Genomic DNA, 22,988 nt, shown 5'->3' with positions numbered 1-22,988 from the left:
ATTTACGCGAAGTCCTACACTAACTATTCCCAAGGCCCGATGCCCGATGCCCGATGCCCCATGCCCCATGCCCAATTCCCAGTTCCCTGATGTTAGTTTCTAGCCTTAAAGTCTTTAAAGATAGTTTGAAACGAGTACATCAGTCGGTGGACATCGTTTGTGGCTCTAGGAAAAATGTTGAGTTCCCATTTTTTGCGAGCGGTAGTTAGCAGTTTGGCTATCGGTTGGGAGTAACTGTTAGAAATGAAATAGCTGCCGCCTTCGTAGCGAATGTCTGACGCTAAGCCGATAAAAGCACCCGCCATTTCTAGTTTAAGTTCTGAGGTGCTGTGTTCCGATTTTACTGCTAAAATTACCTGCGAGTGTCGGGGTTCGCGGTTGAGCAAGCGGCAGATATTCGCTTCTTTTTGGTACAAAATTAAAACGTTGCAGTTGTGCAGAACTCCGGCTCTACCTTGGACTTTTACTCCTAGGTGAACTTCCAGGGCTGGTTTGTCGGGAAATTCCACAACAGCATGAGTGTATGGATGTGCACTTCCGTGGATTTTTCCCGCTGTTTTTCTAAATGTTAAATATTTCGGTGTTTCGTCGTCTAAAACATTGTTGTAATAAATAGTACCGCCTTCATTAGCAACTGCTTTTAGCAGAATAGTGAAGAGGTAAGTGTCAAAAATTCTGGATTGTTCTGCCGCTGTGTTAAAATCGGGATCGATCGAGCTTTTTAATTTGCTTTTAATTTCGGAATTGATGGCGTAGTTGCTGGGCCCGGAGGGCAGTTTTTCCAGCAAGTGCTTGAGGGCGATCGCCTGTTTGTGACGGGGGGCTGTGACGCTGGAGGTAAACTCGATTGTTTTGGCTGTTTCTGCACCTGAATTGGCAAATGTAATTTTTGTGCCGAGGGGAGAGGTTTCTGATTCTACTTTCAAGAAATAAGCAATTTCGTCTTCCATTTCGGAAGTGTTCACAGTCGCTTGCTCGACAGCATTAATTAACAGCAAAAGTTGTTCTTTTGCGGTATAATCTTCTATCTTGAGCAGAGGTGTTTTTCTTTTGAGCGATCGCTCTTCAATTACTTTGCCTATCTCTACAGTATCGGCTACTTGTTGAACTACCCAACCCAAATTAAACTCATCCAGAATTGCCGCCAGTTCTTGATAGAGTTTGGCGTACTCGATCTCGTCCATAATTGTTTCTGCGCTGCACACTATTTTGATTATACAAGATAGTTTGATTTTTTGGTCAATGGCCCGTCAGCAACTGCGAATATGGCCTGTAATGGCTGAGTATCGGAGTGTTTGACTGTCCGAGTGGGGAAAATCTTCCTCTTCCGTGAACCTCCTCCGTCACATCGGTTAAATCCTTTACAACATCGGTTGCCGAACTTCCTGCTTCTGGAGAGAGACAATTGGGAGTAAGCTATTGTACGACATTTGTAGCGATCGAACTATGGCAACTATCAACGACAACTACCTCAAACTCAAAGCTGGCTACCTGTTTCCCGAAATTGGGCGCAGGGTGAAAGCCTTTGCAGAGGCGAATCCCCAAGCGCCCATCATCCGGCTGGGGATTGGCGACGTGACTGAACCGCTACCGGCTGCTTGTCGAGAGGCGATGGTGGCGGCGGTGGAAGAAATGGGTTCGCGGGATAGCTTTAAAGGATACGGCCCGGAACAAGGTTATGAGTGGCTGCGGGAGAAAATTGCCGAGCACGATTTCAAGTCGCGGGGATGCGATGTTGATGCTTCGGAAATCTTTATTTCTGATGGTTCTAAGTGCGATTGTGGCAATATTCTCGATATCTTTGGCAACAATAACACGATCGCAGTTACCGATCCAGTTTATCCGGTGTATGTAGACACTAACGTGATGGCTGGCCACACGGGAGATGCGAACGAAAATGGCGAATACGGCGGCTTAGTTTACCTGCCAATTACAGCGGAAAACAATTTTACTGCGGAAATTCCCACTGACAAAAAAGTCGATTTAATTTACCTGTGTTTCCCGAATAACCCGACGGGGGCAACTGCAACCAAGGAACACTTGCAAGCTTGGGTAAATTATGCTAAGGCTAACGGTTCGATTATTTTCTTCGATGCGGCCTACGAAGCGTATATTACCGATCCGAGTTTACCGCATTCTATCTACGAAATTGAAGGGGCGCGGGATTGTGCGATCGAATTTCGTTCTTTTTCCAAAAATGCTGGTTTTACGGGTACTCGCTGTGCGCTAACAGTTGTACCGAAGACTTTGACTGGAAAAGCAGCCGATGGTTCCGATGTCGAAATTTGGAAGTTGTGGAACCGCCGCCAATCTACTAAGTTTAACGGTGTTTCTTACATCGTGCAGCGCGGTGCTGAGGCGGTTTATTCTGATGCTGGCAAGGCACAGATTCAGGCTTTAGTCAATTTTTACATGGAAAATGCTGCGATTATTCGGGAGAAATTGACAGCGGCGGGAATCGAGGTTTTTGGTGGCGAAAATGCACCTTATGTGTGGGTGAAAACGCCTCACGGTTTGTCGAGTTGGGATTTCTTTCAGAAGTTGCTGGAAACTTGCAATGTGGTGGGAACTCCGGGTTCTGGTTTTGGTGCGGCGGGTGAGGGTTATTTCCGCATTTCGGCGTTTAATAGTCGGGAGAATGTGGAGGAAGCGATGAGACGAATTGTGGAGAAGTTTAAGGTGTAAAAGCGCGAGAGATTAAGTCTTTTTGGGGCGGGCTCTTCGGCCCACCCCACAAGAAAATTGATCTCTTCTGGAACAGGCATCTTGCCTGTTCATGCAAATGCTGAAAAATGTGAGTTATAATCAGCTTACTGCCGAATTTTCAGGCAGCCACTCCACAAATTCCTCGAAGTTTACGAGCTTGGGTAAAGTTAGAGTTATAGGTTTTCAGAATTACTGATAATATAAATTATATCTCTATCCATCTGCGTTTATCTGCGTGCATCTGCGGTTACAAACTCCCAATCTGCCAGTAGTGCCAGATTCAGACAATTTAAAATACTGGATTTAATCGGGCGCTTTTCATCCCAAAATACGATCGCTGAATAAAAGTTAATCGCCGCCGGTGAATTCAAAAGCTCAAAAGTTTGACGCGCAACTCCCTCGTCGTCAAAGCCGAGAAAGTAAACAGTATCATCAAAAACCACAGGTTTATCAGCTATTTCACCGATCAACCTAAAATCCAGTTTTTTATAAAGCCCGCAAATCGCAATTTTCCAAAGTTTGAAGGTATAATCGCCAACTCCAAAAATCGAAAATCGAGGGTTGTTTTGATAAATTTTGCTTTTTCGATTATCTAAATATTGCCCGCAATCCTCCAGATAGCGCCCGGTTTTAGGAGCTATTTTTTTGATATTTTCAGTTGACTCCCCGATAAATTTTTGAGTAATGAGCATATATCGATCGGTAGCATTAATTCGATTTTGAGCAACACCAGAGCCTTTGATTAGCGGAAACAGATAAGTGTCCTCAATATCGACAACTTCTCCGAATGTATTTACAAAATAATTGTCTATTTTGCGAAACTCCATCACGTTAGAACAGTCGTGCTTTACACCCGATCGCCATTTTGTCCCTGAATTCACAGCATATAAATTACTCAATTTACTGAAAGAATTTATATCCTTAACCAAGAGATTGTTGTGATATCCAATTCGGTGACAGTCTGAAGTTTCTAAACTGCTAAATACATCGCAGAAGTAGTTTCGCGAATGAGCATCAAATTTGCAGACTAACAAACAAGCATCAACATTTGCATCAAAATATTTTTTAGCATCTATTTTGTAAGTTGCACAGTCAGCGAGATTGAGTTTTTGAGAGTGAAGGTAATTCAATAACTTTCTAGCAGTCGAAGTCTTGCAAAGCATCGCTAGATCGGCATCGCGCTTTTGCAGCCATTGCACCGCCTGAATCAGCATCCATTCTGAGATATCGAAGTTACTCTTACCTGTGAGAGCATCTAAGCCACTGTGATTTTGAAAATTGTTTTTTTTAGGTAAATTTTCGCTACCAATAGTTCCTTGTTGCGAGTTGGTCACCCACGGAAAGTTGCCGAGTACAAGCAGTCGAGTGCTACATCGATCGACTAATGATTTCCAATCAAAATCAAAGAAATCTCCGTGCCAAATATCGCATCTCTCATCCTGAAATAATTGCTTATTTAGTCTGACTTCTTTTAAGTAATTTTGATTTATTTCAACCCCGATAATTTTGGCGGCGGATGGAAACGAACGTGCAGCAGCTTGAATAAAATTACCGATACCGCACGTCGGCTCAATTATGGTGCCAGGATTGACATTAAGTTCTACTAATTTTCGACATACCATCTCGGCTAATGCCGGCGGTGTCTGAAAATCGCCGTATTCTAGTTTGGTTTTGCGATTGTTAGAACTCATTGGTTAGATTTATAAACTGCGATAACACCTTCCTGTTGTCCGGCACGCTCAATGACCCTTCCATACTGAAGTCGCCATTGCAACGCATTAGAAATGGTCAAAAAACCTTGCAAGGGTGGGTTTCTCAGTATTTCGTCTGCAATGTTACCTGCTTCAATTTCGTCAACAGGTAGATTTTTGTCAAACATGAAAGCAAGCAAATCATCTTTATTGCCTTCGTTATCTAAAATATAGCGAATTCCACGGGTCATTTGAAAATCTGCTGTTCTTTCGGCACTAACGTAAATTGTATGCAAAATATTCAGCGTTGCAGTTCGGATGGTACTGTTGTCTGTCTTTTCGTAAACAAAGATAATCAGTGAATATCCCAGCCCAAAAATCTTTTGCCTTGCAGATTTGAAAGGACATGACGACTGCGGTTGCCTAACACTTGTTACCTTCACGTCAACCAATATCCCTGGGAAATCGATGCCGCTTGCTGAATTGCCATCTATAAATTCATATTGCTGCTTGAGATAGAGTCTGAACTTTTGCTCCAAATATGTTCCAACAGCCTTTCCGTCTGTGATTCCGTAAAGCAGAGGTTCCGGGTGTTGAGACTCGGCTGCTGAAAATATTGCCGCCTCAGAACAAAGAATTTCTACGGTCAGAGTTGTCATTTTGATGAACCACCACATTTTTAATTGGCTGAGAAGGTAAACAGTATCATTATTATTTGCCACTCTTAATATTCTATCGATCGCCCTCGCTGGGAAAACCAAATTGGTCTGGTAATTCAGCAGAGGTAATTTGCAGAATCTCTAGCAACTTCTTGTATTGAACAGGCGTTAGCTTCGGTACCGATCGCCCCGATTCCCAGTTGCTTACCGTCGCTTCCGTAACGCCAAGTGCTTCTGCTAGCTGCTTTTGAGTCATAAACCGCTGAACTCTCAGTCGCATTAGGGGCGATCGATCGGCTCTTTCTGAGGTTTCCATAGGCTATTTGTTAAGTTATATTAATTTATTTGGCTTTGGCCTAAAATAATTGAAATCTACCCTAAATTAATTTACAGTTAGTCTAATATAGATTAGACAGCACCAGCTAAGCCACTTGTGCTGTAGGGGAATTGTTGTCTTTTCTTCAATCTGTCATTGTACGCGGTTTTACCGTTACAAAGCATCAAACCTATCCAAAATTATTGGTCAAAGCTATGTTGCAAGATTCATCATCCAACCAAACATCGCCGAATGTTTTAACCAACCAAACCTTTGAGGGCGATCGCGAAGCAGTCCGTCACGTCATCATTGGTTCGCCGCTGGGGGTACGCCGAACTATCCACCAACTGCACGCATTGCGCTACGAGGAAGCTGTTCGTTGGACTCATCCGTTAGCGCAGCCCTCGAAGAGGATCGCGATTCCCGACAATCGGATCATTATTACACCCGATCAGGGAGAAATCATGAGTCTTTTAGTCAAATTAATCCGGCTGCAATGAATTCATAAATGTGCGATCGATGTTTCTAGAATTGAGTCAAAAGTGCGATCGCGAATCTCTTCTCGTTGCCCGTGCTAAACTCAACAGATATCTTGTATTCTTATCAAGAACAGGCAAGATGCCTGTTCCACAAAGAATGAGTTTACTTGTAGGGTAGGCATCCTGCCTGCCCTTGGCACAAATTTAACGATCGAGAACAGGCAAGATACCTGTTCCACAAAGAATGAGTTTTCTTGTGGGGTGTAGGGGTTAGGCATCCTGCCTGCCCTTGGCACAAATTTAACGATCGAGAACAGGCAAGATGCCTGTTCCACAAAGAATGAGTTTACTTGTAGGGTGTAGGGGTTAGGCATCCTGCCTGCCCTTGGCACAAATTTAACGATCGAGAACAGGCAAGATGCCTGTTCCACAAAGAATAAATTTTCTTGTGGGGTAGGCATCCTGCCTGCCCTTGGCACAAACTTAACAACTAGCTCGCAATTCAGCTTATGATTGTTATCACCCCCGTCCTAAAACCAGTTAGCCAAATAACGCTTTCTCCCGGTAGTGTGGTAACTATTCCCAATATAACTTGGCTGGAATTTGAGTCGATTTTGCAGGAATTAGGAGAAAAGCGAAGAACTAGAATTGCCTACAGCAACAGTACCTTAGAAATTAGGGTTCCCTTACTAGATCGGGAAATTCCGAAAGATTTAATTTCCGATATTGTAAAAAATTTACTCAAGTCTGCGGGCAGAATATATGAACCATTTGGTTCTACTACTTTCAAACGGGAAGGTGCAGCAGGAGTTGAACCTGATGCTTGCTTTTATATTCTAAATTATCAGCGGATGATTGGCCGCCGCCGACTTTTACCGGACGATCCGCCGCCCGATTTGGCAATTGAGACGGATGTTACTTCTAAAACTAAGATCGATGCCTATAAAATTATTGGAGCTCCAGAAGTATGGGTTTATGACAGCGGCAGACTTCTCATTTATTTGCTGCAAGATGGAGAGTATGTAGAATCGGATATTAGTCCGAATTTTCCAGAAATCGCGATCGCCCAACTGATTCCGGCTACAGTAGAACGTGCTTGGCAGGTTGGAAATTTGCAAGCGCTAGAAGAATTTGAAAGTGCGATCCTCTCCTAGGGCTTCGCTAACGGCTAAACTCGTAGGAGACGTTACGCACTTCGCACTTGGTATCCCAAAAATCACACACTTACTGCCAAATTGTCAACCCCTAAAGGTCGATAAATTGTATCTCTTTGCTGATAACTCCGGCCCAAAGAACGAATCGCATTTTGCAAATCTTCGACAGACTGACAACTGCCGCCAACCGCACCGGCCATCGTTGTAATGTGCTCTTCCATCAAAGTGCCGCCGATGTCATTGCAGCCCCATTTCAGCGCTTCTGTAGCTCCATCTAAACCTAATTTTACCCAACTCGGCTGGTGATTGGAAATCAAATTGCCTAAGAAGATTCTCGATACTGCGGTGAGTAACAATGTATCTGCTAAAATTGGTTGGTCGCGGCCGACTCGACTCCGCAAAGGTGCCGGTGCTTGCTGTCCGACAAATGGTAGTAAAATAAATTCTGTAATGCGTGCCCCATAGTTTTGGTCGATCGCAGTTTGTTGGAGCGATCGCACTTTTTCTAAATGCAAAACCTGCTGCCCTGCCGTCTCAATATGCCCGCAAAGCATCGTACTCGTTGTCGGCAAACCCAGACGGTGAGCAGTTCCCACAATTTCCAGCCAAGTTGCCGAATTTAGTTTTTCTGGGCAAATTACCCGTCGCACAGAATCGTCGAGAACTTCCGCCGCAGTTCCCGGCATCGAACCAACTCCCGCATCCTGCAAAGCTGAAATTACATAGCTGAAACTAAGATTATCTCCTCTGGCAATAAATTCTATTTCTTGGGGCGAAAAAGCGTGCAAGTGCAATTGAGGAAACTTATCCTTAATAGTTTTCACCAATTGCAGATAATAAGGTAAAAATGCGCCGTTGAGCTTAGCTTGAAGATTTAAGCCCCCCTGCATACAAATTTCCGTCGCACCCCGCTGCACTGCATCAGTTGCCTTTTCCTGAATTTGAGCCGCATCTAACCAAAAAGCGCCCTCATCTCCCTCGTCGCGGCGGAATGCACAAAAACTGCAATGCTGCTCGCAAATGTTAGTAAAGTTAATATTCCGATTGATAACGTAGGTGACAGTATCCCCTGATTGTCGGCGGCGGAGCAAGTCAGCGGTTGCTTGAATAGAAGCTCGCGCATCGGGATCTCTTTGCTGCAAAAGAACCAATGCCTCTGCTGTAGAGATGTTATAACCTTGTAAAGCTCGATCTAGAATTGCATCCACAGTTTTTTTGTTAGCTAAGCTACTGAATTGCTGCCTGGAATTAAGGCGTTTTTATATTTTAACTAATCAATTATGGAGGAACGATCTTCTAAAATCTCAAGTCTTACAACACCATCCTTTACTTTTTGGGAACTGAAATTATGGGCATAAACCAAGCCAATCACCTCTTGCCAGTGCCGTCTGGGCCTTTGCAAATTCCTGCTGTACAGACTTTCAATTCAACTTTTACAGACGCAGGCACACCGCCCATTTATTTTTCCCTGGTCATTCCCACCTACAACGAGTGCAAGAATGTCAAGAGTATTGTGGAAAAATTGAGCCACTTGCTCGACGGAAGTATTCCCGGCAACTACGAACTAATTGTAGTCGATGACAACAGCCCCGATCGCACCTGGGAAGTCGCCCTGTCCCTGACACCGGAATATCCGCAATTGCGGGTGATGCGCCGCGAAGACGAGCGGGGACTTTCCACAGCGGTAATTCGCGGGTGGCAGGCCGCTCGGGGCGAGGTTTTGGGCGTCATCGATGCCGACTTGCAGCATCCCCCGGAGACGCTGTTGCAGCTTTTAGCAGAAATTCAGCGGGGCGCCGATTTGGCCGCTGCGAGCCGCCACGTTGCCGACGGCGGGGTGAGCGACTGGAGCGTTGTCAGGCGATTTTTATCGCGGGGCGCTCAAACCGTGGGGTTGGTGATCCTGCCGGGAGTGGTGGGCCGAGTTTCCGATCCGATGAGCGGCTATTTTATGGTGCGTCGCAGTTGCATAGCGGGCAAAACCATGAATCCTGCAGGTTACAAAATTTTGATTGAAGTGCTCGGCAGGGGCGACATCCGCTGGATTGGAGAAGTTGGTTACGTGTTTCAGGAGCGACAAGAAGGCGAGAGCAAAGTTACCTGGAAACAGTATATTGAGTATTTGCGGCATTTGCTGAGGTTGCGGTTTGCCCGCTGGCCGATGGGCAAGTTTCTGCGGTTTGGCCTTGTGGGTTTCAGCGGCGTATTTGTGAATATGGGGGTTTTGTACGTGCTGCGGGATATCCTCAATTGGGAGCTAACTCGCAGTCTGATCGTTGCGGCTGAATTTGCAATTATCAGTAACTTTTTGTGGAATGATTTGTGGACTTTTGGGGATATTTCTAAGCGGCAGCCAGGAAAGCGCCAGCGATTGAAACGGCTGTTGAAATTTAATACCATTTGCTTGATGGGTTTGATTTTGAATGTGCTGCTGGTTAATGTGCTGTTTAATGTTTTTGGGATGAATGAATATTTGGCTAACTTAATTGCGATCGTGGCTGTGACTCTGTGGAATTTCTGGATTAATATGAAGTTGAGTTGGCGGGTGACGGACGTAGATAGGTAATGGGTAATGGGTAATGGGTAATGGGTAATTGGTAATGGATCATTGATAAAATGACTAATGACTAATGACTAATGACTAATGACTCTTCTTCCCAATGCCTTTGAATGACTGAATTAATGATAAAGAACAAACAACTGTTGTTGCTATTACTGTGGACGGCGATCGCCTTGATCTTGCGATTTGCCAATTTAAACTCTAAACCGCTGTGGACAGACGAGTTTTCGACTCTAGTTTTTAGCTTGGGCAACAGTTTTCGAGGGGTGCATCTCGATCGCGCGATCGACCTTTCTACATTATTACAACCGCTACAATTAGGTTCCGGTGCTGGGATTGCAGATGTCCTCAACCATTTGCTGCTAGAAAGCAACCATCCACCAGTGTATTTTATGCTCGCCCACTGGTGGATGCGACTGTTTGGGCCTTCACAGGATAGTTTAGTTTGGATTGGGCGATCGCTCCCTGCTCTATTGGGCGTGATTTCAGTTCCCGCTATCTACTTTTTGGGCAAGTTTGCTTTTAGTTCTCGTTTAGTCGGTCAATGTGCGGCCGCGATGATGGCAGTTTCTCCCTACGGCATTTATCTGGCTCAAGAAGCTCGCCATTACACTTTAGGAATCTTATTAGTTATTGCCTCTCTTTTTTGCCTCGCCTTAGCTGCCAAAAAGCTGCAACAGCGCGCTCCCATACCTATTTGGGCGGTGCTGCTTTGGGTAGTTGTTAACTGTTTGGGAATTGCGGTTCACTACTTTTTTGCACTGACTTTGTGTGCCGAAGCAATAGCATTAATTGCGGTAATCTCGCAGCAGTTAAATGGAAAGTTGCCAATTGACAACAGCCAGCGGCCTAATATTTGGCAATTTCAAATCCTGTGGCGGCTTTTCGCAGTAGCGATGGGTACTTTGGCGGGCGGTTTAGTTTGGCTGCCGGTATTTTTGTCGAATAAATACGGCAGCGAACTAACTAATTGGATTGTCAGCGGCGATCGCACATTTTTAGATTGGATAAATCCGATTTTTCAAGCTTTAGCTGGATGGATCACTGTCATGTCTCTGCTGCCTGTGGAATCGCAAAATTTGGCAGTAGTAGTTGTATCGGCGATCGCCATGACAATATTTTTTATATTGGTGCTTCCCATCCTGTTTAGCGCTTTTAAAAATTCCTTAACAACGCCAGATACTCGTTTAGGTACTGTTACTTTCGGCGGGTTTGTGCTAGGAGCAATTTTCCTATTTTTCAGCTTTGCATATATTCTAGGAATTGACCTAACTCGCGGGGCTCGATACAATTTCGTCTACTTTCCGGGGGTGATATTGCTTTTAGGAGCAACCTTGGCGGTTACTTTTAACACACATACAGTAAAAAGTCAATGGTTTAATTTACGGGCGATCGAAGTTCCGGGCAAAAAAGCAGTGGTGCTAATTTTAGCAATGGGTTTTGTGAGCGGTGTCACAGTAAATTCCAATCTCGGCTATCGCAAATATTACAAACCAGACCTTTTAATTCCGGTTATCCGCGAATTATCGAAAGTTCCCGTGTTAATTGCCACTACTCAAAAGACTCATGTAGAAATAGGAGAGTTGATGGGGATAGGGTGGGAATGGGAAAGAAGTTCGGCAACGGATTTTGTAGCGGATGTAACGGATATAACGGATGTTAGGAAGAAAGAAGAAGTTAAAGCTTTTGATTCTCCGCTGTTTCTTTTAGCTAATCAGAGAAGGGATGGGCCGGAAATAGCGGCAGGGATACTTTATAAAACACTCAGTCAATTAGAACGCCCGCTTGATTTGTGGTTGGTTAATTTTCGCGCACCTGTGAATCTAGAAGCACAAAAATGCCAGGTTGAATCGCGCGAGTTGCCTGCGGTGGATGGGTATGAATATCAAGTTTATCATTGTTCCTGAGTTGGCGATCGCCCGCAACGACAGTCCGGGAGCGTCTCAATGAAAGCAGCCCTCCGCTAGAAATTGGAGGTAGGAGTCAGGAGTCAGGAGTCAGGAGAAAAGAGGAAGAAGGAAGAAGGAAGGAGCCAGAAGAAGTGTTTTTACAAATATGAGATGCTCCCTACGATCCGACTTACATCTTGCAACATTCTCAATAAGTTTTTTATGGGCGGGCTAGAAGCCGACTCCACAAGACAATCCATTCTTTGTGGAACGGGCTTCTAGCCCGTTGCTGACGTACCCAACCCCTACTCCCCACAAGACAATCCATTCTTTGTGGAACGGGCTTCTAGCCCGTTGCTGACGTACCCAACCCCTACTCCCCACAAGACAATCCATTCTTTGTGGAACGGGCTTCTAGCCCGTTGCTGACCTGCCCAACCCCTACTCCCCACAAGACTATCCATTCTTTGTGGAACGGGCTTCTAGCCCGTTGCTGACCTGCCCAACCCCTACTCCCCACAAGACTATCCATTCTTTGTGGAACGGGCTTCTAGCCCGTTGCTGACAATGGTACAAGATATCAGATCCGATCGACTAGAAAGAGCGATCGAGAAATTTATGACTCAATAAACTGACATTGCTAAAGCTATTACCAATAAGCATCACCCCGCTGATGTAGATGTAGGGTGCGCTGGGCGCACCTTACCGCTATAAATACGATCGAGACTGTTCAATCAAACGCTAAGAGTCAGCGGCCAAATGTTTAATTAAGACGCTCATCACTTCACCTGGATTTTGAGTTGGGACAAGCGGACTCCAGTCAGAAACGCAGGCAAAATTATCGCGGTGAAAAGAATGAATGACGCGGGAAACAACAGGACGAGAACTGATAATGAAAAGTTTCAAGAGTTCTCGGTTAACTGAAGTTTGCAAGTTTGGTTCTTTAGCAGGGGGCTGATTGAGTTCGGTAGTTGGATTTTCTGGCCCAACCTCGAAAGCAAGTATTAATTCGGTATTGGGTAGCATTTGCCGGATGACTTTCAGGGAAGATTCTGCTTCGCTGCGGCTGCGAAATTGGGCGACGGGTAAGCGCTGAAAGTTGGGCAGGAGTCGGTAAATAATCCAGGCATTCGCAGTTTCTGGGTTGTTCATGGCTGTATTGTAAATTGGGTATGTTTGCCCATAGGAAAGTGACAGACTTGCACGCGATTGCGAGCGCGATCTAGCATCGAGCTACTGCAATCAATATGCGTCCTAATTGATGATTTTTTCTCGCTCGCTCTGCGGCAAGCGAAAACTATATCTAGTTGAGCAATGACGTTATCTTAGACCACAAATAAATACATGACTCAATTATTTACAAATTTTAATATGGTTTTTTTTCAGTAGTAAAGTGTTTATTTAATCGCTCAAATTAGGCGTTTAAATTAGGTATTAAAATTAGGCGGTTATCATGCAATGGCGAGCAATAAAAAACGTTATATAGGGTCGAGCGACAAACAACCACGCTATAATTGATGTAAGTTTTGGGAAAAACTGCAATGTTAAATTACAACTTGCCGAGGTACTTGCCCTCAGCCGATGAACTGCCAGATTCTGACGAAACGCCTGTGGATAATGAACTTCAAGAACTAATACCGGGGTTGCTAAAAGCGATATTGCTCATAATTTGGGCAGAACGCATGGACTGGTTTTTTGGCATAGATATGGGTATCTATTATCACCCTGAAAAAGCTCCAATTGTCCCCGACGGTTTCTTGAGTTTAGGAGTAGAACGGTTTTACGATGAAGAATTGCGTCCCAGTTACGTGCTGTGGGATGAAAATGTTGTCCCAACTTTGGTGCTGGAAGTCGTTTCCAAAAAGTATCGCAAGGAATACAGCACAAAGTTGGAGGAATATCAAGATTTAGGCGTGCTTTATTACATTATCTATTCATCTCGTCGCCGTCGCAAACCCCGATTGGAAGTACATAAGTTAGTTAATGGGAAGTATGAATTACAGTCGGGACATCCCGTTTGGATGCCCGAAATAGGTTTAGGAATTGGTTGTGAAAGGGGAAATTATTCTGGGGTGACGAGGGAGTGGCTGTATTGGTACGACGCAGAGGGAAAACGTTATCTGACTCCTGAAGAACAGGTGAACAGATTAGCACAAAAATTGCGGGAGTTAGGAATCGATCCAAATAGTCTGAGGTGAAGTAATTATTAGAGCGAGGATTTGGGATGCAGTTTACTCATTAAGACGAGGAAAGTAGAAGTTTTGTAACTCCAAAAGCAGCTTGATCGAAGCAAAAATCATTTGAAACTGGCACCTTAGTAGAAACAGACTTGCAGCAACCAGAAGAAATTAATCAAGAAACTTCTCAGAATGCGATTCTGGAGAAATTACCAGAAGCTATGGTGGATGAAGCGGTTAAGTTTCTGGAATCTTTGTATGTTAAGGTCGATCGGGTAGAGTAGCGATATTTTTTTGCAGTAGGGGCGATCGCCTGATTAGGGAGAAGACATAGCTAAGCTATAATTTCTATGTTCTCCTTATCTTGAGACTCGGCCTTCACATTATTGACGGGTTGCCAGAAAACTACTCTGGCTTTGATCAGTTGCGATCGGGAAGTCATTCTCACTCTTGCCTGACACTATCGGGTACGCCCACCGCCGAAATACCCGATATTGCCTTTAAGTTTTGACACCGAATCAACTCATTAAAATCCAAACTGCGGCCTTCAATTTGCGCCACAGCCTCGATCGCCCCAAGCAAATGTCCGGCCGCTTCTGCTTCGTTGTAACCGCGCCTTCCCGCTACTCTAATCGCCCCTTCGTCAGCATCTAACTCTACTTGGGAACTGCGGTTGTCGCGCCAAATGCGAGTCATGGCGAGTCCCGTCAAACCGCCCGCGATCGCAGTGCCGATCGCATCTCCCTGCAACAATTCTACAACAGTCCCGACAATTCCCGCCAGAGCCGCACCTTGATAAATATCCGGTTTAAACCACTTAAAATTGCACAGAAAACTTACATTCCGCAATAGCAGTAAATCCCGCTGCGGCTTAGATAGCAGCCGCCACAAATCAAAATTAATATAAATCGGGCGAGATTGATTCCAAGGCAAAGGAAAATCGCAGTCAATTACCGTTGATTGTTGTGGCTTATTAATAATTTTACACATCATGCGGCCGGAAGCGGGCATCACATCTAACAGGCGGCGAATTTCTGGATCGGGATTCATAAATTTTAGGGTAATTGATAATTGGTAATTGGTGATTGCATCTGCCTAAAAAACAATAATATCTATCAGGGGCTTGTAGGGGCGGGTTTTACCGACAATAATTGCCTAAAACCTACAATCTCGTAAACCCGCCCCCACCCAATGGCTGATGCGATCGAAATCAAAGTAGATGTAGGTTATGGGTTGTGTGGGGGCGGGTTTCTGTAGATTTTTGACGGGAGTTAAATATTGTTCGTAAAACCCGCCCCTACAAGTCCATAGAAGATAATTAAGGGTTTTTCTTGGATGCGGGAGAGGGAGATTTTTGAGCTCTCGGAGCCGCTTTTTCGGTATTGGGCGAAGGCTTCGGACTGGCAATTGCTGGGGCAACAGATGGCTTTGAATTCGCGGCTGGGGATGGCAGCGGTTTCGGAGAATCAGGGGCTGTTAACGGGGCCGCAGGAGCTGTTTGAGCGCCTAAAATGCTGGCGTCTCCGGTGTCGAAGGTGCCGGCGATGCAAGCGATCATCATTGTAGCTAAGGTGCCGACAAATAATGCTTTCCAACCTAGTTCGGAAATGTCTTTGCGGCGGGATGGAATTAGGGCGATCGTACCGCCGACAAATATGCCGACGGAGGCTAAGTGGGCGAAGCCGGATAGGGCGTAACTGACAATTAAAACTGTACGATCGCTCACCAGTCCTTTTGCCGATGCTTCTGCTAAACTTTGATAGGGCGGAATGGCTGTTTCTAATAGCCTGCGACCGATGATTACTGACGCTTGCCAAGAGTCATCAAAGGGAACTCCTGTTAATAGCGTCAGGGGATAAAATAAAAATCCCATAATGTTTGCTAAGGTGACAACTTTGAAAAAACCACCAATGGGGCCGGGCAAAAATGCCAGCCAACCAAAGAATTGATTAATTAACGAAACTAAGCCTAAGATTAAAATCAAAACAGCGGCAATTGCCACCGCCATTTTTACACCGTCCAATGCACCAATTATCGCTGCATCCAAAGGGCTGACTCGTTCGATGGGTTCTCCCCCAACAGTCTCTTGTTTGAATTCTGCGCGATCCATTTCGGAAATTTCTTCGCCCACAAACTCGCGGCCTTTAGGCTTTGGTTCTTCCTTGGGAATGCCACCCATTGTCACGGGCACGCCTGTTTCAGGTACTAAGATTTTGGATAGAACAAAACAAGCGGGAATGGCGATAATTGAGGCGGAAACTAAATGCCATAAAATATTGGGAAAAACTGGCTTTAGAAAACTGACGTAAATTGCTAAAGTTGAAGAAGCGGCTGTCCCAAAACAGCAAGAGAGGATTGCACAAAGTTCCGAACGAGTCATTTTCGGCAAATAAGGCTTGACAACAATTGCCGCTTCAATTCCTACGAAAATATTAGCCGCGCCGCTGAGGGCTTCTGCGCCGCTCAACCGCATTGTCATATAAAAGATTTTGGCAAAAAGTTCGGTGACAATTTGAATCACGCCGATGTTGTATAGCAAGGCCATGAGGCCAGAAAAAAAGATGACTGTCGGTAAAGCTCTAAAGGCAAAAATATATCCTAAATTAACTGCAGGCTCTTTACCAGGTATGGGTACAACATTACTCCCGAATACAAATCTAGCTCCAGCGTCAGCAGCAGTGAATACTCCATCCAGTAACTTAGTAAACCCCTCTAAAGCGATGCGAGTTGGGGGGAACAGGAATACTAAAAATCCTAAGACTAACTGCAAGCCAATGCCCCAGATGATGACGCGCCAGGGAATATACTTGGGCTGTCGGTTTTCGGAAAAAACCCAGGCGATCGCACACAAGCCAAAGATGCCCAGAAACGAGATAAGATTGTAGATAGACATGAGCCTAGTCCTTGAAATACTTAAGAATGCCGATCGACGGTTTGCACCACATCAGTTATACTATTCATCTGACGGCAAATGCTAAAAAAAATAACGGGCTGATGAATTACGCACTCAACAGCGTACTTATGTCATTGCTTAGGTCATTCCGAACTCTGCGGATCTTTAGCAACCCTTGATTTGCCGTAATTACCAGCAGTTTAGATAGAAACTCTAACACATGGAAGCTTTTGCTCCACATCCTCCTGAATGGACTGCGACGGCGGTTCACGCTAATGAGTTTTGCTGCCCCAAGTGTGGCGCTAGCTGCACGGATGCCGCTGAGGTCTGGATTAATCGCCGATCGCCAGTATATACCGAGTTCAACCGCCGCAAGTGGCAAGAATTTTACCGCTGCCAGTGCGGCGGCGTGTGGTGGGCCTGGAGTAACGATAGGCCTCCTTCTGAACTTGTGCGTCGCGATCAGAGCTCGGATGACGGCCCGGATGAGGGCCCCGATGATGATTTTTAGAACGGTGACAGAATTTTCGATTTTATAGCAGAAGGAAGAAGGAAGAAGGAAGAAGGAAAAAGCAGTAATAGCTATGGTTTCGGCGATTAAGAATGTCCTAACCGTCTTGGCGGTTGCTATATTTAAAATTAAGGTAAGGTGCGCGGCTCGGCGCACCCTACATTTAGATAGGTGAGCGCCATTTCTAAACTAATCGAGCACGTCAAGTATTCCCTTGACTACGCCTTCCATGACTCTTTCAATTAAGCTCAATTCATTTTCTCCGATAGACTCATTTAAGAGCATTGACTGAATTCGCTGTCTGTCATCGCGAGTCAGTTCGCCTGACGAAAATATCTGCTCTACTATTTGTTCAGTTAGAAATGAGGAAGTTTGAGTTTGCATGGTTGGTCTCTAAAAGCATCAATATTTTGCTTTTAACTTTATTAGAGGAGCCAGTTATTGTGTGGGTTTTTACTTTCCCACCCAATCAGTGCTCCAATCCTAGGACTCTGGGGGGATTTTGTCAATACACTCGTTACAGATCAATATATAGCAATCCTAAATCATTTGTAAAAATATGTAGGGGTAGTGCTACCCCTACTCCCCGTGCCTACCCCCTATCTATCGGGGCAACCACGGGGGGATTGCCCCTACAAGAATTACACGAATCATTTAGGATTGCTATAAAATCTGCATTGTATTTCCGACATTCTGGCAACGGGTGGTTTGGGAGTGCGATCGACCCCGGCGGTGGTAGTGTTTGATCGACCTTTTTAAGTTTATTGGCACTTGGGCGGAACATTACAGCTCAAAAAAAATCAAAACGATAAGAGATTAGAATGGGGAATGGGGAATGGGGCATGGGGCATGGGGCATGGGGCATGGGGCATTGGTCATTGGAACCAACAAATAACAACAAATATAAGAAAAATAACCACTAACTAATGACTATTGAGTAATGACTATTGACAACTGACAACTGAGAACTGACAACTGACTAATGACCTATTTTCGTTCTGCTCTAATTTTGACATTAGGTTTTTGGCTGCTACCGCTAGCAGTTCGATCGCAATCTGTCGTTCCTGCAAATGACGGCACTAATACTGTTGTTAACTCCGAGCAAAACCGCACAGACATTAGTGGCGGACAACTGTCAGGAAACGGCGCAAATCTGTTTCACAGCTTCAGCCAATTTAATCTCAGCGAAGGTCAAATCGCTAATTTTCTAACTAATCCAAATATTCAAAATATTTTAGGGCGGATTTCCGGCAACAATGTTTCCATCATTAACGGTCTGATTTCTGTAACCGGCGGCAACTCAAATTTATTCTTAATGAATCCGGCGGGAATTGTCTTCGGTCAAAATGCTAGATTAAACGTGCCGGGGTCTTTTTTCGCGACAACTGCTACAGGTATTGGTTTCGGCGATCGCTGGTTCAATTCGGCGGGAATTAATGATTACAAAGCTTTACTGGGAAATCCCAATCAATTTAATTTTAATAATTCACAAATCGGTGCAATTATCAATGCCGGAAACTTGGCAGTTGGCAGCGGGCAAAGTTTAACTTTGCTCGGTGGAACCGTTATTAATACAGGACAATTATCCGCTCCCAACGGTCAAATTACTGTGGCTGCTGTTCCGGGACAAAATGCAGTCCGCATCAGTCAAGTTGGCAATTTATTAAGTTTAGAAATTACTCCGTCTTTGCAGTCAGAACAATCGGCGATCGCCCCGGTTTCTTTGCCTCAGTTGCTGACGGGCTCCGGCGTAGTGTCAGCCACAGGTTTAACCACTAACGAACAAGGTCAATTGGTACTGACTGGCGGGCAAACAGTGCCGGCAGTTGCCGGAAGTGCGATCGTCTCCGGTTCTGTAAATGTATTTGCTCCCTCTGGGAATGCTGGCGGCACAGTCAATATTTTAGGGGAAAAAGTCGGACTCTTCGGCGCAAATATCGATGCTTCCGGCACTGACGGCGGAGGTACTGTGCGCGTCGGAGGCGGTTTCCGGGGGATGGAACCAGTGCCAAACGCCCAGGTAACTTATGTTAGTCCTGATTCTACGATCGCAGCAAACGCGATCGACCGCGGCAATGGCGGCACGGCGGTAATTTGGTCAGACAATATAACTCGCTTCTTGGGCAATATTACTGCTCGCGGGGGCACTGCCGCAGGTAACGGCGGCAGAGTAGAAGTTTCCGGCAAAAATGCTTTAACTTTCCAAGGAGAGGTCGATACCCGCGCGACTAACGGTGCGATCGGCAATTTGTGGCTCGATCCGGCAAATATTACGATCGTCAGCGGTAACGGCGACACGAGCGCGCCATCGACTGGCGGGGAACTGGAATCGGAACCCGAACCCAATGAAACATCGATCTCAGAAGTGCAGTTGGAACAGATGACAGCCGGCAGCAACGTGGTTTTAGATACCCCCGGCTACATCACCCTCCAAGACTTGCCCGATAACAAACTTTCCCTGCAAGCGAGAACGGGAGACACGGTAACATTTAGAGCGGGCGGAGTGTTTTTGGTCAATGACCCCAACGATTTAATCGAGACTCAAGGTGGCAACATCAACATTTTTGCCAGCAGCATCTCTCTGGGCGGACTCAATGCTAACAGCGGCAATATCGCTCTCACTGCTAGCGGCATTGACTTCAGAGGCGGCAGCAATTCTGTCAGCAGTGCGGGGGGAACAATTCGCTTGCAGCCCAACGACAACCGACGAATTCAAATCGGTGGCACCGGCGATATTTTGGGCCTTTTAGACTTGACGGCAACGGATCTCGGCGCTTTGGCGGGGGATTTCGGCTCGATCGCGATCGGGCGCGAAAACGGTAGCAGCTCGTCGATCGCGATCGTCGCACCCATTACCTTCAACAGCCCGCTGACACTTCAAGGCAGCTCGATCGCGATCGACAATCCCCTGAATACAAGCGGCAGCGCTAGCTTGACTCTCGACGCGCCCCAAACTGATCTCAACGCCAACATTGCGACATCCGGCGGCGATCTCACTTTTACAGGAAACGCATCCCTCAATGCTGACGTGGCTTTGAGCACGGAAGCTACCGGCAACATTCTGTTCTCCGGTAGCCTAGACGGAGCTCACGCCCTGAGACTAGACGCTGGGCGAGTGCTGTTCGGCGCTACAGTTGGTCAAGCTGCACCGCTGGCGAGTTTGAATGTCAACGCCCGCAGTACCGAGGTATCCGGCAATATGGCGACATCTGGCGACATGACTTTCAATAGTAACGTCACAGTCGATCGCACCGCCGCCCTAGCCGCCACTACCGGCAATATCACTTTTGCCAATACCCTCGACAGCACGCCGGGCCGGGCTAATAATTTGACGCTGCGCGCTGGCGGCAACATTACTTTTGGCGGCCTAGTCGGTCAAACTCAGAGGTTGGGCCAGCTCTCGGCCGATGCTGCTAGCGTGACGGCTGCTTCCACCATTACAGCGCGCATTTTGAGCGTTAACGCGCGAGATTCCGCTCGCTTCGGGGGGGACAGCACGGCCGTTTTGGGAGCCGATATCAAGGCAGAAAATGTCCTCTTAGAGGGTAATTTAAGGACGGATGGTGGCAGCGTGAACCTGCAAGGAAGCGGCGAGGTTCGGACTGGCAATATTACCTCGAATGGTGGGAGGATTCGGGTTGAGGGGAATACTGTTGCTGCAGGTGCGATCGACTCGTCATCGGCGGGCACAGGAGGCGCGATCGCTCTCCAAACCAATGCTGGCCCTTTAACTGCGGGAGCTTTGAACGCTTCGGGGGCGATCGGCGGAAATATTGCTGTCACGTCGAAGGCGGGGATTTCCGCTCTCGATCTCAACTCCAGCGGCACTTCAAACGGAAACGGCGGGGGCGTCTCCCTGAACGCGACTGCTGACATTCAGTTGGGCTTTATCAACGCTAGAGGCGGCACTGGTGGCACTGGCGGCAGCGTTGATGTGAGAACCCTCGGTTTGTTTCGATCGAACAATGTTTTCAACGATGATATATCGGGCAATGTTTCCAGTATTTCTACTACCGGAGGTGCGGGGGCGGGGGCGATCGCAATTCGCCACGGAGGCAATAGCGATCGACCGTTTGTAGTTGGCGGCGCGATCGACAATGGAACCAGAGGAAGCATTAATGCTGGCGTGGGAAACGCCATTTTGCCCACTTTTTCTTTTGGACAAACTTACACCCAAGGAAGTTTACCAAATCAGATTTCCCTAATTACACCGACCGCGCCCTCTACTCCTGCACCAATTCCCGAACCAATTCCCGAACCAATTCCCGAACCAATTCCCGCACCAATTCCCGCACCAATTCCCGAACCAATTCCCGCACCAATTCCCGCACCAATTCCCGAACCAATTCCCGAACCGCCTCTAGAGTCCGTAAATCCCGATCCGGAGCAGTCATTTCCGGCATCTTTGCAAGTAGAATTGCGATCGCCCAATCGAGACCGAAATTCCCCAATTAGCCAGGATATTTTCGCTCCTTCTCGCAGATTAGATGCGGCAGGTTCGGGAGTTTTAGAATTTGAACAAACCTTTACTCGCGAGTACGAAAAATATCTAGATTTGCCCCCAAGGAAGCCGATTACTAATCTATCGGTGATTTACGAAACCCTTCGCAAAAACGAACAAATTAGTGGGATAAAATCTGCAATTATTTATATGAATTGGCTCAGGAGATCGGATGCAGCCGCAGCCAAAGAAAATGGTTCTGTGCTGGTGGCAAGTGGGGATTTATCTAATCTATTGCCTGTGAGAAATAACCTCACCTCCGGGCCCCATCGCCCCTTAGAAGATAAGTTGGCCCAGAGGTTGTCGCCACTGAGCCAAGAAATTCCCGATGTTCCTAACGGGGAGCTTTTAGAATTAGTGTTAGTCACAGCTAACGCTCAACCGATGCGCGTTGTAGTTCCGGCGACAACGCGGTGGCAGGTGTTGCAATTGGCGGATGCCCTGCAAACCGAAATAACTAATCCCAGAAGAAGAAGCAGCATTAGTTATTTGGATTCTGCTCAAAAACTTTATCGCTGGTTAATTGCGCCAATGGCCCCAGAATTGGCCGCTTTAAAGATTGACAATTTAATTGTAATTCCGGCAGCAGGTTTGCGGAGTGTGCCCTTTGCTGCTCTTCACAATGGCAAACAATTTTTAGTTGAGCAATACAGTATTAGCGTGATGCCGAGTCTGAGTTTGACTGATATCGGCTACGACAATATTGCGGATGATGAAGTTTTGGCAATGGGGGCGTCGGTATTTGAAGATAAAGCGCCATTACCAGCGGTACCGGTGGAGTTAGAGTCGATCGCGCCGCCAAGTGAAGGAAAATTATTTTTGAATCAAGATTTTACTCTGGGAAATTTGCAAGCTCAGCGGGCAAATCGGCCTTTTGGAATCATTCACTTAGCAACTCACAGCGAATTCCTGCCTGGGGAACCGAAAAATTCTTACATTCAGTTGTGGGATACTAAATTACGTATCGATCAAATGGCACAGTTGCGGTGGAATGAACCGCCGGTGAATCTGTTAGTTTTAAGCGCGTGCAGTACCGCTTTGGGCGACGAAGAGGCGGAGTTGGGGTTTGCGGGTTTGGCGGTAGCTAGCGGTGCTAGATCCGCTTTAGCGAGTTTGTGGGAAGTCAGCGATGATGGGACTTTGGGGCTGATGACTGAGTTTTATCGGCAGTTGCGGGCCCCCAGACGCGGTGGCAATTTGATGATTAAAGCGGAGGCTTTGCGCCGCGCGCAATTGGAGATGCTGCGGGGGCGCGTGCGGATTCAAGACGGAATGTTGCGAGCCGATGGGCTTTCTGGGGATCTAATTTTGCCTCCAGAAATTGCGGCGCGGGGCGATCGAGTGCTTTCGCATCCTTATTATTGGGCCGCCTTTACAATGATTGGCAATCCTTGGTAATGGGGATGTTGAATGAAGAAGGAAAAAGAGGCGCACCATTGTCAGCAACAGGCT

The 22,988-nt window shown here is 46.4% G+C and carries 19 protein-coding genes; 10 read left to right on the top strand and 9 right to left on the bottom strand.

Going from position 1 to position 22,988, the window contains the following annotated elements:
• Window positions 1–92: 92 nt before the first annotated feature.
• Complete coding sequence (locus QUB04_RS24515; protein WP_333288368.1) at window positions 93–1,184, bottom strand: hypothetical protein; 1,092 nt, start codon at window positions 1,182–1,184, stop codon at window positions 93–95.
• Between the two features lie 262 nt (window positions 1,185–1,446).
• Here QUB04_RS24515 and QUB04_RS24510 point away from each other — a divergent pair, with 262 nt between their 5' ends.
• Window positions 1,447–2,685, top strand: coding sequence for an LL-diaminopimelate aminotransferase (locus QUB04_RS24510; protein WP_333288365.1), 1,239 nt, complete (start codon window positions 1,447–1,449; stop codon window positions 2,683–2,685).
• Between the two features lie 248 nt (window positions 2,686–2,933).
• On the opposite strand, the gene QUB04_RS24505 is transcribed toward QUB04_RS24510, so the two are convergent.
• From QUB04_RS24505 to QUB04_RS24495, 3 genes are read right to left on the bottom strand one after another with little or no spacing between them, the layout of a single operon-like run.
• Entirely contained in the window at window positions 2,934–4,397 is a 1,464-nt protein-coding gene (locus QUB04_RS24505) for a class I SAM-dependent methyltransferase (protein WP_333288363.1), read from the bottom strand.
• Complete coding sequence (locus QUB04_RS24500) at window positions 4,394–5,119, bottom strand: restriction endonuclease (RefSeq protein ID WP_333042058.1); 726 nt, start codon at window positions 5,117–5,119, stop codon at window positions 4,394–4,396. The genes QUB04_RS24505 and QUB04_RS24500 overlap by 4 nt, the downstream gene beginning before the upstream one ends.
• Before the next feature lie 10 nt (window positions 5,120–5,129).
• Window positions 5,130–5,372: a helix-turn-helix transcriptional regulator gene (locus QUB04_RS24495; protein ID WP_333288361.1), complete on the bottom strand. Its 243-nt coding sequence runs from the start codon at window positions 5,370–5,372 to the stop codon at window positions 5,130–5,132.
• A 134-nt stretch (window positions 5,373–5,506) separates the two neighbouring features.
• On the opposite strand from QUB04_RS24495, the gene QUB04_RS24490 reads away from it, so the two are divergent.
• On the top strand, window positions 5,507–5,872 hold the full coding sequence (locus tag QUB04_RS24490) for a hypothetical protein (protein WP_333288359.1): 366 nt from the start codon (window positions 5,507–5,509) through the stop codon (window positions 5,870–5,872).
• A gap of 488 nt (window positions 5,873–6,360) precedes the next feature.
• Window positions 6,361–7,005, top strand: coding sequence for a Uma2 family endonuclease (locus QUB04_RS24485; protein ID WP_333288357.1), 645 nt, complete (start codon window positions 6,361–6,363; stop codon window positions 7,003–7,005).
• Between the two features lie 62 nt (window positions 7,006–7,067).
• Here the strand turns inward: QUB04_RS24485 and cofH are convergent, their stop codons facing one another.
• Entirely contained in the window at window positions 7,068–8,213 is a 1,146-nt protein-coding gene (gene cofH, locus QUB04_RS24480; RefSeq protein ID WP_333288355.1) for a 7,8-didemethyl-8-hydroxy-5-deazariboflavin synthase subunit CofH, read from the bottom strand.
• A gap of 140 nt (window positions 8,214–8,353) precedes the next feature.
• On the opposite strand from cofH, the gene QUB04_RS24475 reads away from it, so the two are divergent.
• From QUB04_RS24475 to QUB04_RS24465, 3 genes are all read left to right on the top strand, one after another.
• A complete protein-coding gene (locus QUB04_RS24475) occupies window positions 8,354–9,571 on the top strand; it encodes a glycosyltransferase (RefSeq protein ID WP_333288352.1) in 1,218 nt (405 codons plus the stop codon).
• A gap of 116 nt (window positions 9,572–9,687) precedes the next feature.
• The gene (locus QUB04_RS24470; RefSeq protein WP_333288350.1) at window positions 9,688–11,472 is read left to right on the top strand and encodes a glycosyltransferase family 39 protein; all 1,785 of its coding nucleotides are present in this window, start codon (window positions 9,688–9,690) and stop codon (window positions 11,470–11,472) included.
• Window positions 11,463–11,624: a hypothetical protein gene (locus QUB04_RS24465; protein ID WP_333288349.1), complete on the top strand. Its 162-nt coding sequence runs from the start codon at window positions 11,463–11,465 to the stop codon at window positions 11,622–11,624. Before QUB04_RS24470 ends, QUB04_RS24465 begins: the two co-directional genes overlap by 10 nt.
• A gap of 571 nt (window positions 11,625–12,195) precedes the next feature.
• On the opposite strand, the gene QUB04_RS24460 is transcribed toward QUB04_RS24465, so the two are convergent.
• Complete coding sequence (locus QUB04_RS24460) at window positions 12,196–12,606, bottom strand: hypothetical protein (RefSeq protein WP_333104801.1); 411 nt, start codon at window positions 12,604–12,606, stop codon at window positions 12,196–12,198.
• 389 nt (window positions 12,607–12,995) lie between these two features.
• Here QUB04_RS24460 and QUB04_RS24455 point away from each other — a divergent pair, with 389 nt between their 5' ends.
• Window positions 12,996–13,652 carry a Uma2 family endonuclease gene (locus tag QUB04_RS24455; RefSeq protein WP_333288347.1) on the top strand — a complete coding sequence of 219 codons (657 nt, stop codon included), beginning with the start codon at window positions 12,996–12,998 and terminating at the stop codon, window positions 13,650–13,652.
• Window positions 13,653–13,783: 131 nt separating this feature from the next.
• Window positions 13,784–13,915, top strand: coding sequence for a hypothetical protein (locus QUB04_RS24450; RefSeq protein ID WP_333288345.1), 132 nt, complete (start codon window positions 13,784–13,786; stop codon window positions 13,913–13,915).
• A gap of 160 nt (window positions 13,916–14,075) precedes the next feature.
• Here QUB04_RS24450 and QUB04_RS24445 read toward each other — a convergent pair whose 3' ends face one another.
• Window positions 14,076–14,681 carry a DUF3318 domain-containing protein gene (locus QUB04_RS24445; RefSeq protein ID WP_333288343.1) on the bottom strand — a complete coding sequence of 202 codons (606 nt, stop codon included), beginning with the start codon at window positions 14,679–14,681 and terminating at the stop codon, window positions 14,076–14,078.
• A 268-nt stretch (window positions 14,682–14,949) separates the two neighbouring features.
• On the bottom strand, window positions 14,950–16,524 hold the full coding sequence (locus tag QUB04_RS24440; RefSeq protein WP_333288341.1) for a nucleoside transporter C-terminal domain-containing protein: 1,575 nt from the start codon (window positions 16,522–16,524) through the stop codon (window positions 14,950–14,952).
• A 220-nt stretch (window positions 16,525–16,744) separates the two neighbouring features.
• Here QUB04_RS24440 and QUB04_RS24435 point away from each other — a divergent pair, with 220 nt between their 5' ends.
• Window positions 16,745–17,035, top strand: coding sequence for a hypothetical protein (locus tag QUB04_RS24435; RefSeq protein WP_333144753.1), 291 nt, complete (start codon window positions 16,745–16,747; stop codon window positions 17,033–17,035).
• A 189-nt stretch (window positions 17,036–17,224) separates the two neighbouring features.
• Here the strand turns inward: QUB04_RS24435 and QUB04_RS24430 are convergent, their stop codons facing one another.
• Window positions 17,225–17,419: a hypothetical protein gene (locus QUB04_RS24430; RefSeq protein ID WP_333225289.1), complete on the bottom strand. Its 195-nt coding sequence runs from the start codon at window positions 17,417–17,419 to the stop codon at window positions 17,225–17,227.
• Window positions 17,420–18,017: 598 nt separating this feature from the next.
• On the opposite strand from QUB04_RS24430, the gene QUB04_RS24425 reads away from it, so the two are divergent.
• Window positions 18,018–22,934, top strand: a complete 4,917-nt coding sequence (locus QUB04_RS24425) for a CHAT domain-containing protein (RefSeq protein WP_333288339.1) — start codon at window positions 18,018–18,020, stop codon at window positions 22,932–22,934.
• Window positions 22,935–22,988: the final 54 nt, after the last annotated feature.

Origin of the sequence: Microcoleus sp. D2_18a_B4 (assembly GCF_036702475.1) — a bacterium.
Taxonomy (GTDB): Bacteria; Cyanobacteriota; Cyanobacteriia; order Cyanobacteriales; family Microcoleaceae; genus Microcoleus.
The sequence above is the reverse complement of the archived record's forward strand: the minus strand, read 5'-3'. Positions and strand labels throughout refer to the sequence as shown.